General features: G+C 75.3%; 8 protein-coding genes. 4 read left to right on the top strand and 4 right to left on the bottom strand.

Features of this window, described 5'->3' with window-relative positions; translation table 11 throughout:
* Positions 1-47: 47 nt before the first annotated feature.
* Both IE265_RS33130 and IE265_RS33125 read right to left on the bottom strand, forming a co-directional pair.
* Positions 48-437, bottom strand: coding sequence for a toxin Doc (locus IE265_RS33130; RefSeq protein ID WP_190039453.1), 390 nt, complete (start codon positions 435-437; stop codon positions 48-50).
* Between the two features lie 3 nt (positions 438-440).
* Positions 441-686 (bottom strand): hypothetical protein, encoded by a 246-nt coding sequence (locus tag IE265_RS33125; RefSeq protein WP_190039452.1) that lies wholly within the window; start codon positions 684-686, stop codon positions 441-443.
* Between the two features lie 508 nt (positions 687-1,194).
* Between IE265_RS33125 and IE265_RS33120 the strand changes: the two genes are divergently transcribed.
* From IE265_RS33120 to IE265_RS33105, 4 genes are all read left to right on the top strand, one after another.
* Positions 1,195-3,597: a SpoIIE family protein phosphatase gene (locus IE265_RS33120; protein ID WP_190039451.1), complete on the top strand. Its 2,403-nt coding sequence runs from the start codon at positions 1,195-1,197 to the stop codon at positions 3,595-3,597.
* Positions 3,598-4,020: 423 nt separating this feature from the next.
* A complete protein-coding gene (locus tag IE265_RS33115; protein ID WP_190039466.1) occupies positions 4,021-5,277 on the top strand; it encodes an SLC13 family permease in 1,257 nt (418 codons plus the stop codon).
* A 139-nt stretch (positions 5,278-5,416) separates the two neighbouring features.
* A complete protein-coding gene (locus tag IE265_RS33110; RefSeq protein WP_190039450.1) occupies positions 5,417-6,085 on the top strand; it encodes a class I SAM-dependent methyltransferase in 669 nt (222 codons plus the stop codon).
* A 158-nt stretch (positions 6,086-6,243) separates the two neighbouring features.
* Entirely contained in the window at positions 6,244-8,100 is a 1,857-nt protein-coding gene (locus IE265_RS33105; RefSeq protein ID WP_190039449.1) for a glycoside hydrolase family 9 protein, read from the top strand.
* 102 nt (positions 8,101-8,202) lie between these two features.
* Here IE265_RS33105 and IE265_RS33100 read toward each other — a convergent pair whose 3' ends face one another.
* Both IE265_RS33100 and IE265_RS33095 read right to left on the bottom strand, forming a co-directional pair.
* On the bottom strand, positions 8,203-8,850 hold the full coding sequence (locus tag IE265_RS33100; RefSeq protein ID WP_190039448.1) for an HAD-IA family hydrolase: 648 nt from the start codon (positions 8,848-8,850) through the stop codon (positions 8,203-8,205).
* An 11-nt stretch (positions 8,851-8,861) separates the two neighbouring features.
* Entirely contained in the window at positions 8,862-9,878 is a 1,017-nt protein-coding gene (locus IE265_RS33095; RefSeq protein ID WP_190039447.1) for an NAD(P)-dependent oxidoreductase, read from the bottom strand.
* Between the last annotated feature and the right edge of the window lie 431 nt (positions 9,879-10,309).

Here is a 10,309-nt window from a genome sequence, read left to right as displayed (position 1 = left end):
GGCCGGTCCCGACGGGAGGCGGGCCCGGCCCCACCGGGCGGGGCGACTCAGGTCCGCCCGCGGATCTGCCAGGACCGAAGCCGGTCGGCGGCGGCGAACACGTCCGCCTTGCCGGCCAGCAGGTCACGGGCGAGTTCCGCCAGGGCGCCGTACGGCGGGTCGACGCCCGCGCCGCTCACGCGCATGTAGGAGACCGCCGCCGCGCACGCGAAGCGCGCGTTGGCGGCGGGCAGCGGTTTCAGCACGGCCAGGGTGTGCAGGAGCGCGGCGGCGCGCCAGGCCGGGTCCGAGGCGGTACCGAGGCCGGGCGGGTCCACGCGGTGCCGGGCCACCGCGGCGACGAGCGCGGAGAGGTCGTCCACGGGCGGCCGGCCCGGGAGCACCTCCTCGTGCCGCCGCAGCAGCCAGGGCACGTCGATGTGGATCACGGGGGCCATGGCTCAGGCGGCCCGTCCCTCGCCCTCGGCGGGTGGTTCGTCGTCGGGGAAGGCGGTGGCGAACTCCTCCGCGTGCGCCGCGAAGAACCGGCGGAACACCTCCGCGCCCTCCTGGAGCGCGCGGTGGCGCTCGATGCCGGCGGCGGCCGCCTCACGGACCAGGGCCTTCATCGACGTACCGCGCTCCTTGGCGATCCGCCGCAGGTCCTCGAGCTCACGCTCGGTGAACTCCACATTCAGGGCTGGCATGACCTCACGTTACTGCTCGGGTACTCAGCCGTAAATGTCCGCAGGTGGGACCCGCCGGCCGGCGGTACCTGCCGCCGGCGTGCCCCACGGGCACGTGCGCCGGGCCCTCGGTGCGCCCGGCGCGTTCAACGAGTCCGCGCTCCGGGCCTGTTGCGTACGAGAATCCCGGCGGGAGCTCCGCGCGCACCTTCCCGACGGCCGACGGGCTGCGGCCAACTCCTCGGCTGCCGGCTGCTTCTGACGGATCACCACGTACGTCTTCGAAGCAGGCCGTGCCCGAACGAACGTACCCGGGCGGGTGCTTCGGCCGCGGGCGGGTGCCGCGGGGCGGTCCTGGACGGCGCGGACGCGGCCGCCGGCGCCCATTCGTGCGAGCGCCGGCCCGTACGGACGAGCGGGACCGCGTGCGCGTGAACGGGTGTGCTGTGTGCCGGGGACCCCGACGCACTAGGCTGGAACACAAGTGACGCACCTGTTCACTGTGAGTGTGCGCAATGGAGTGGCGGGAATGAGCAGCCGCAGCGAGACATCGGGCGACGGCCCGGGCTATCCGTTCGACGAGACCGCCACGGCACGGGCCGTCATCGACGGCGACGGCATCCTCGTCGAGTGGAACGAAGGCGCCCGGCGCCTGCTCGGCCATGCCCCGGCCGATGTCGTGGGCCTGCCCGCCGCGCGGCTGCTGGCCGCGCAGGCCCGGCCCGCGGCGCCCCTGCCCGCCGACGACCGCCGCAGCGCGACGCTCGCGCTGCGCCACCGCGACGGCCGGACCGTCCACGTGTGGGTGCTGGCCCACCGGCGGCGGCCCGAGGCCGGGGACCGCAGCGAGTGGCTCGTCGTCACTCCCCTGGACACGGTCGCGGCCCCGGCGGAGCACGACTCGCTCGTGTCCGCGTTCCTCGACCAGTCGCCCTGCGCCACCGCGATCTACGACGACCAGCTCCGGCTGTACCGGGTCAACGCGGTGATGGCGGAGTCGCTCGGTCTGCCGCAGGAGCGCATCCGCGGGCTGCGGATCGCCGAGATCGGCGGCAGGCCGCAGAGCGAGGAGCTGGAGGCCCACATGCTCCGGGTGCTCCTGTCGGGGCGGCGGGAGGACGTGCGGACGTACCTGGGGCCCGGCGGCGAGGACCACCGGCACGCCTGGTCGGCCAGGATCGCGCCGCTGACCGACGCCACCGGGAGGGTGCGCGGCGTCTGCATGACCGCCCACGACTTCACCGAGCAGTCCCTCGCCCGCAAGCGCCTGCAACTGGTGAACGAGGCGAGCATCCGCATCGGCTCCACCCTCGACGTCACGCGGACGGCCCAGGAACTGGCGGACGTCTGCGTGCCGGCCCTGGCCGACTTCGTCAGCGTCGACCTGATGGCCACGCTGGACCACGGCGGCGAGCCGGACGCCGGACCGCCCGCCTTCCCCGTGTCCCTGCGCCGCGCCGCGCACCGGTCCGTGAACCCCGGCAGCCCCGAGGCGGTGGTCAAGCCCGGACAGCTCGACAGCTACCCGGAGTCCTCGCCCCAGGCCGCCTCCCTGCTGGCGGGACAGCCGGTCGCGGCCTCCGACGCCGCCCTGGCGCACTGGCTGGCGCACGATCCGGCGCGGCGCCGCCAGGTCAGGGAGTCCGGCATCCACGCGACGATGTCCGTGCCCATCCGGGCCCGGGGGGCGACGCTGGGCGTCGCCGTGTTCACCAGGTTCCGGCGCCCCGACCCCTTCACCCCCGACGACATGCTGCTGGCCGAGGAGGTCACCGCGAGAGCGGCGGTCTGCATCGACAACGCCCGCCGCTTCTCCCGGGAGCGGGAGACCGCGATCGCCCTGCAGCGCAGTCTGCTCCCGCTGAACCTGCCGCACACCGCCGCCGTCGAGGCCGCCTCGCGCTATCTGCCCGCGGCGAAGGCCGGGGTGGGCGGCGACTGGTTCGACGTGATCCCGCTGTCGGGCATGCGGGTCGCCATGGTCGTCGGGGACGTCGTGGGGCACGGTGTGCAGGCCTCGGCCACCATGGGACGGCTGAGGACGGCCGTCCGTACGCTCGCCGACATCGACCTGGCCCCGGACGAACTGCTGACCCACCTCGACGACCTCGTGGTCCGGCTCTCCGCGGAGGCCGGCAGCGGGACCACCGGCGAGGTCGGGGCGAGCTGCCTGTACGCCGTCTACGACCCGGTCACCCGCGTGTGCACCCTCGCCCGCGCCGGGCACCCGTCACCGGTGATCCTTCCGCCGGGCGGCAGGCCCCGGGAGGTCGACGTACCGCCGGGGCCCGCGCTCGGCCTCGGCGGGCTGCCCTTCGAGTCGGCCGAGCTGACACTCGCGGAGGGCACGGTGCTCGCCCTCTACACCGACGGCCTGGTCGACAGCCGCGACCGCGGCCTCGACGAGAGCGTGCGGCTGCTGCACCGGTCGCTGGAGCGGAACCCGGACTCCCTGGACGACGCCTGCCACGACATCCTCGACTCCCTGCTGCCGGCGGCCGGGGCACCCGACGACGTGGCCCTGCTGCTGGCCAGGACGAAGGGCCTGCCGCCCTCCCAGGTCGCCACCTGGGACATCCCGGCCGACCCCGCGCTCGTCGCCCCGATCCGCAAGCAGGTCGTTGGGCAGCTCGACACCTGGGGACTCGGCGAGGCGGGCTTCACGACCGAACTGGTCGTCAGCGAACTCGTCACCAACGCGATCCGCTACGGGGAGCGCCCGATCCGGCTGCGCCTGATCCACGACGCGACGACGCTGATCGTCGAGGTGTCGGACTCCAGCCACACGGCTCCCCACCTCAGGCGCGCCAAGACGTTCGACGAGGGCGGGCGCGGCCTGCTCCTGGTCGCCCAGCTCACGCAGCGCTGGGGCAGCCGCCACACACCCGAGGGCAAGACGATCTGGGCGGAGCTGCCCCTCACCGAGGGCTGACGCCCACCGAAGCCCGACACCCACCGAGGCTGACGGCACCCGGGGCCGACGGCACCGACGACGGCCGTGTCGGGCGCCGGCGCCCCGGGTTCCGAACACGGCCGGTGCCTCCGCGCGCCGTCCCCGCGGCCCAGCGCCCGAACGGCGTACGGTCGCGGACGCGGTGCACGGGCACGGCACGCCGGCCCCGGGCCGCCCCCCGCCGCTCGGGCACGGCACGCCGGCCCCGGGCCGCCCCCGTCCGGCCGTCTCGCCGCGCGGCCACACGCCACCGGGCCCGCCCCGACGGTGGGGCGCCGGAAGGCGCTGCGGCCGGGTCGGCACGACGCACCGACGGGCCGTTGCCGACCCGCTACGGCCGCCGCACAGGCCGGTCTGATTCGATGCGACGGCACCGACGATCATCGACCGGAGGACCGACCCCTGAGTTCCGAACTGGCCACAGCCCTCTCCGCCGCCCTGCTCGTGGCGGTTCTGGCCTGCGCCGTGATCCGCCCGTTCGGTCTGCCGGAGGCCGCCGTCGCGGTCCCGGCGGCGGGCATCGTGCTGGCGACCGGGGCGATCCCCCTCGACCACGCCCGCGACGAGGCGGAGCTGCTCGGGCCGGTCGTGGGCTTCCTGGCCGCCGTCCTCGTACTCGCCAAACTCTGCGACGACGAGGGGCTCTTCCACGCCTGCGGCGCCTGGCTGGCCCGTACGTCGAAGGGGCGCCCCAAGCGACTGCTGACCGCCACCTTCTTCCTGGCGTCCGTCATCACGGCCGTGCTGAGCCTGGACGCCACGGTCGTCCTGCTGACACCGGTGGTGTTCGCCACCGTGGCCCGGCTGGGCGCCCGCCCCAAACCGCACGTCTACGCCTGCGCCCACCTGTCCAACACGGCATCGCTGCTGCTGCCGGTCTCCAACCTCACCAATCTGCTCGCGTTCGCCGCGAGCGGGCTGAGCTTCACCCGGTTCGCCCTGCTGATGGGCCCCGCCTGGGTGGTCGCCATCGCCGCCGAGTACGTGGTCTTCCGGCTCTTCTTCGCCGCCGACCTGGAGGGCGAGACCCTGGACCCGGCCGACGGCGAGCCGGTCGAGCTGCCCGTGTTCGCCCTCGTGACGGTGGCCTGCACCCTGGCCGGCTTCGTCCTGGCGTCCCTGCTCGGCCTCGAACCCGCCTGGGCGGCCTTCGCCGGGGCCCTGGTGCTGGCCGTACGGGCGCTGCTGCGCGGCCACACGACACCGCTCGCCGTCGTACGGGCCGCCCAGATCCCGTTCCTCGCGTTCGTGCTCGCCCTGGGCATCGTGGTGCGGGCCGTGGTCGACAACGGACTCTCGGACACCCTCGGTGACGTGGTCCCCGACTCGACGACACTGCCCGCGCTGCTCGGCATCGCGGCGCTCGCCGCCCTGCTGGCCAACCTCATCAACAACCTGCCTGCGGTCCTGGTCCTGCTGCCGCTGGCCGCCGCCTCGGGCCCCGGCCCGGTCCTCGCCGTACTGCTGGGGGTGAACATCGGCCCCAACCTCACGTACGCCGGATCGCTGGCCACGCTGCTGTGGCGGCGCATCGTCCACCAGCACGACCACGAGGTCGGCCTCGGGGAGTTCACCCGCCTCGGCGTGATCTCCGTACCCGCGACGCTGATCCCGGCCGTGGTCGCGCTCTGGGCGTCCCTCGCCGTCTTCGGGGTCTGACCCGCCGGGGTCCGCCGCGGGTCCCCGCGACCGGCGGCGGTCTCCCCGGCGCCGAGGCCGGGCGCGCCCCCGGGGAGAACCCGCACCGGGTGGACGCGTGTCCCCGCGAAGAACCGCCGCGCGGTCCTATCGTTGCCGGATGCGCGCCCACCGAATCGACCGCCCGGCGGATCTCGACCTCGTCCGTGAGTCCTACGACCGCGTCGCCGACAACTACGTCGACATGGTCCTGACGACGGGAATCGGGGACATCCGACGCCACCCCTGGCTCAAGGCGTCGATCGACGCGTTCGCCGACAGCGTGAGCGGCCTCGGACCCGTCCTCGACGTAGGCTGCGGGCCCGGAACGGTGACCGCCTACCTCGCCGAGCGCGGCCTCGACGTGTCCGGTGTCGACCTCTCGCCCCGCATGGTCGAGAACGCGCGCCGCCTCCATCCGGAATGCCGCTTCGACGTCGCCTCGGCCACCGACCTCGACCTCGGCGAGGCGTCCCTCGGCGGGGTGCTCGGGTGGTGGTCGCTGTTCAACCTCCCCCGTGACGTCCTGCCCCAGGTCCTCGCCCACTTCGCGCGTGCCCTGAAGCCGGGCGGGCAGTTCATCACCGCGACGCACGTCGGAGACGAGGACGCGGTGCGCACCGAGGCCTACGGGGGCGTACCGGTGCGCTGGACGACCCACAAGTGGCGGCCGGAGCGGTTCGTGGAGCTGATAGAGGGCGCCGGGCTGCGCCTGGTAGCCGAACTCCGGCTCCCCGCGGAGGAGTTCACCGGGCCGGGCGTGGTCGTCATGGCCGAGCGCCCGGTCTGAGCGCGGGAGGGTGCCGCCGGGGACCCGGCGGCCCCGCCCGACCCATTGACGGTATGGCATGTACATGGAATGCTCCCGAGATGGGAGCGCTCCCATACGTCGGCCGTCCACCATCGGACGGCGTTCATGAATCCCGATCAGGCACCGGGAGGCGCTCCATGCTCACGTTCCCCCACGCGCACCGCCACCCCGCGGCCCGCCGCCCGAGACGCCGCACGACGGCGGTCGCCCTCACCACGGCCCTGCTGGCCGGGGCGCTGGCACTGGCCCCCGGCGCGGCGGGGGCGCCGCCCGCCGAGGCCGCCGCGGCGACGACCCCGGTACGGGTCAACCAGCTCGGTTACCTGCCGGACGGCCCCAAGCGCGCCACCGTGGTCAGCGCGGCGGCCACTCCGCTGACCTGGCAACTGCGCGACGCCTCGGGCGCGGTGGCGGTCTCGGGCCGGACCACCGTACGGGGCACGGACGCCGCGTCTGGCGACGCGACCCATGTGGCGGACTTCTCCGCGTACCGGACCGCGGGCTCGGGGTACGTGCTCGTCGTCGACGGGCGGGCCGGCGCGCCGTTCGACATCCGGGCGGACCTGTACGACGACCTGCGCTCCGACGCGATGGCCTTCTTCCACCACCAGCGCAGCGGCACCCCGATCGAGGCCTCGCTCGTGGGACCCGAGTACGCACGGCCCGCCGGGCACCTCGGGGTGGCGCCCAACCTCGGCGACACGGCCGTCCCCTGCCAGGCGGGGGTCTGCGACTACGTCCGGGACGTGCGCGGCGGCTGGTACGACGCGGGCGACCACGGCAAGTACGTCGTCAACGGCGGGATCTCGACCTGGCTCCTGGTCGACTCCTTCGCACGGGCGCGGCGCACGGGCGGCGGAGCGGCGCTCGGCGACTCGACCCTGCGGGTCCCCGAGCGCGGCAACGGCGTCCCCGACGTCCTGGACGAGGCGCGCTGGGAGCTCGACTTCCTGATGCGGATGCAGGTACCGGCCGGCCGGCCGTACGCGGGCATGGCCTTCCACAAGGTGCACGACGCGGCCTGGACCGGCATCCCCACCCGGCCCGAACTGGACGCCCAGCCGCGCGAGCTGCACCGGCCGTCCACCGCGGCGACCCTCAACCTCGCCGCGACCGCCGCACAGTGCGCGCGCGTCTTCAGGCGCCACGACGCGGCCTACGCGAACCGGTGCCTGGCGACGGCCCGCACCGCCTGGGCCGCGGCGCGGGCCAACCCCGCGCTGTACGCGCCGGACTCGGACAGCACGGGCGGCGGGGCCTACGGCGACAGCCGGGTGACCGACGACTTCTACTGGGCGGCGGCCGAGCTGTACGCGGCGACCGGCGAACCGGCCTACCGGGAGGCGGTCACCTCGTCCCCGTGGCACACCTCGTCCGACGCCTTCACCCCGACCGGCTTCAACTGGGCCGACACGGCGGCTCTCGGCAGGCTCACCCTGGCGACCGCGCCCAACGGGCTGCCCGCGGCCGACCTCGCGCGGGTCCGCGCCTCGGTGGCGACGGCGGCCGACGGGCACCTGGCCACCATGGCGGGCCAGGGCTACGCGGTGCCGATCCCCTCGTCCGGGTACGTGTGGGGCTCCAACAGCCAGGTCACGAACAACGCGATCGTGATGGCCGTCGCGCACGAGCTGACCGGCCGGCAGCGGTACCGGGACGGGGCCCTGGAGGCGATGGACTACCTGCTGGGCCGCAACACCCTGGACCTCTCGTACGTCACCGGCCACGGCGACACGTACGCCCGCAACCAGCACCACCGCTTCTGGGCGCACCAGTACGACGCCACCCTGCCGAACCCGCCCGCCGGTTCGCTGGCGGGCGGCCCGAACAGCGGGCTCCAGGACCCGGTCGCGCAGGAGCGGCTCGCGGGCTGCGCTCCCGCCGGCTGCTACATCGACGACATCGGCTCATACTCCACCAACGAGGTCGCCATCAACTGGAACGCCCCGCTGGCCTGGCTGGCCGCGTACGCGGCCCAGCGCTGCCGGCGTTGACCCCGGGGCGCCGTCGACCCGGGCCCCGGGACGCCCGCCCGCCGGTCGGGCCGGCGGCTCGGGGCGCCGGCTCGGGCGCGCGGGCGGGCCCTCTGTACGGGTCTAGGAGCGCAGCACGTCCGCCGCGCCCAGGTCGAGCACCCCGTCGTGCCACAGGAGGCCGCGCAGGTCCCTGACCACGACGGGGGCGTCCGTGTCCAGGCCGCGTTCGCCGACACCGACGACGTACGCGCCCGCGGCCGCCCCCGCCCGCGCTCCCGCCGCGCTGTCCTCCAGGACGACGGTCCGTGCCGGGTCCACGCCGAGGCTGCGCGCCGCGGCGAGGTAGCCGTCCGGCGCGGGCTTGCCGTGCTCGACGTCGTCGGCGGTGACGAGCACCGGCGGCAGGGGCAGCCCGGCGGCGGCGAGGCGGGCCCGGGCGAGCGCGGTCACCCCCGAGGTCACCACGGCCCAGCGGTCCCGGGGCAGCCCGGTCAGGAGCCCGAGGGCGCCGGGCAGCGCGGTCGTGGTGGCGGCGGCCTCGATCTCCAGCCGGTCGATCTCCGCGAGCGCCCCGGGCCGCTCGCCGGGCTCGGGCACCAGCAGGGCCACGGTGTCGGCGGAGCGCCGGCCGTGCACCATCGCGGTGACCTGCCCGGCGGGCAGGCCGCGGGCGCGGGCCCACGCGCTCCAGGCCCGGTCGACGCCGAGGTCGGAGTCGACGAGCACGCCGTCGTTGTCGAAGAGGAGTCCCTCGCAGGGGATGCGCACGGTCGAGCCCTTCAGCCGACGGGACGGTTGCGGTAACGGCCCACCAGTTCGGGCGCGGCGGCCTGCATACGGGCGGGCGGCAGACCCGCGGCCAGCAGGGTCAGATCGTCGATGACCATGTCTCCGATGCTCAGGAAGGCCTCCGGGACGCCTCCCGCGCGATGGGCGGAGAGCACGAGTCCGGGCAGCCCGCGGGCGGGGTCGTCGGCCGCCACGGGTTCCTCGGGCCAGACGTCGACGGCCGCGAGGAGCCGCCCTTCGGCGACCCGCCGCATCAGGGCGGGGAAGTCCACGACGGGCGCGCGGCTGACGAGCACCAGCCTTGCCCCGTCGGGCAGCAGGCCGAGTTCGCGCTCGCCGAGCAGCGAGCGGCTGTCGTCGGTGACGGTGGCGAGCACGAACACGAAGCGGCTGCGGGCCAGGGTCTCGTCGAGCGTGGCCGGGACGAGGCCCCGCTCGCGCAGCACGGCGTCCGGCAGCCACGGGTCGTGGACGCGCAGGGTGGGCCTGAAGGGCTCCAGCAGCGGGTGGAGGCTGCGGCCGAGGTTGCCGAATCCGACCAGCCCGACATCCGCGCCGCGCAGCAGTACGGCGTCCGCGTTGCCGTCGGCCACGTACCGCTCGTGTCCGGCGCGGAAGGCGCGGTCCTCCCTGCTGATGCCCCGCGCGAGGTCCAGGGCGAGGCCGAGCGCGTACTCGGCGACGGCCTGCGCGTACGCGGGCCCGCAGCCCAGGACGTGGATGCCGCGCCGGAAGCAGGTGTCGTAGTCGACGTTCGGGAAGAAGTTGCCCTCGACGTTCAGCAGGGCCCTCAACCCGGGTGCGCGCTCAAGGCGTTCGGCCGGCAGGTCGGGCTGGCCCACGACGGCGAACGCCTCCGGCAGCGCCCGGTCGAGGTCCTCCTCGCTGCCGGGTTCCACGACGGTGAACCGGTCGTGCAGCCGGGCCAGCGCGTCCGGGGTGAAGATGCGTTCCACGGGGTGCGGGGCGGCGCGCAGGATCACGAGCGGTCGGTGCGGGGTGCTCACGGCTCTCCGTCCGTTGGGGAACACGTCGGCCTCACGAAACGGTAACCGGGCTTCCGCCGGGAGGCAGCCCCGCGCGCCTCCCGGCGCCCGACCCCCCTCCCGGCGCCCCGCGCGGCCTGCGGGCGGGTGCGCCCGGGCCGCTGTCCGCCCGTCCGGGCGTCAACTCGGTCACGGCGGGCGGGTGTTCGGGCGGTGCGCCCGGCTCCGTGCCGGGGGCGCGCTGTCGGACCTCACCGGGCCCCCGGTGGACAGGTCCGGGGCGGAACCGCCGCGGGTCCGGGCCCGGTCGCGGGGGCCGGCGTACCGCGTGCCGCGCGGCAGGCAGCGACTTGACGCACAGGTTTTCGCACGCTTTGATCCTGGACGTACCGCGGCCCGCGGCCCGGTGCGAAGAGGTGCGCCCAGCCGGTGCCCGACGCCGGTCCTCGGCG

The sequence above is a fragment of the Streptomyces fructofermentans genome (assembly GCF_014651055.1).
GTDB lineage: Bacteria > Actinomycetota > Actinomycetes > Streptomycetales > Streptomycetaceae > Streptomyces > Streptomyces fructofermentans.
Note: the sequence above shows the minus strand (reverse complement) of the source record. Positions and strands in the feature narration are given on the sequence as shown.

Excerpts from the sequence above, each read along its gene's own strand:
- IE265_RS33130 (WP_190039453.1), bottom strand. The coding sequence starts at position 437 with ATGGCCCCCGTGATCCACATCGACGTGCCCTGGCTGCTGCGGCGGCAC.
- IE265_RS33125 (WP_190039452.1), bottom strand. The coding sequence starts at position 686 with ATGCCAGCCCTGAATGTGGAGTTCACCGAGCGTGAGCTCGAGGACCTG.
- IE265_RS33120 (WP_190039451.1), top strand. The coding sequence starts at position 1,195 with ATGAGCAGCCGCAGCGAGACATCGGGCGACGGCCCGGGCTATCCGTTC.
- IE265_RS33110 (WP_190039450.1), top strand. The coding sequence starts at position 5,417 with ATGCGCGCCCACCGAATCGACCGCCCGGCGGATCTCGACCTCGTCCGT.
- IE265_RS33105 (WP_190039449.1), top strand. The coding sequence starts at position 6,244 with ATGCTCACGTTCCCCCACGCGCACCGCCACCCCGCGGCCCGCCGCCCG.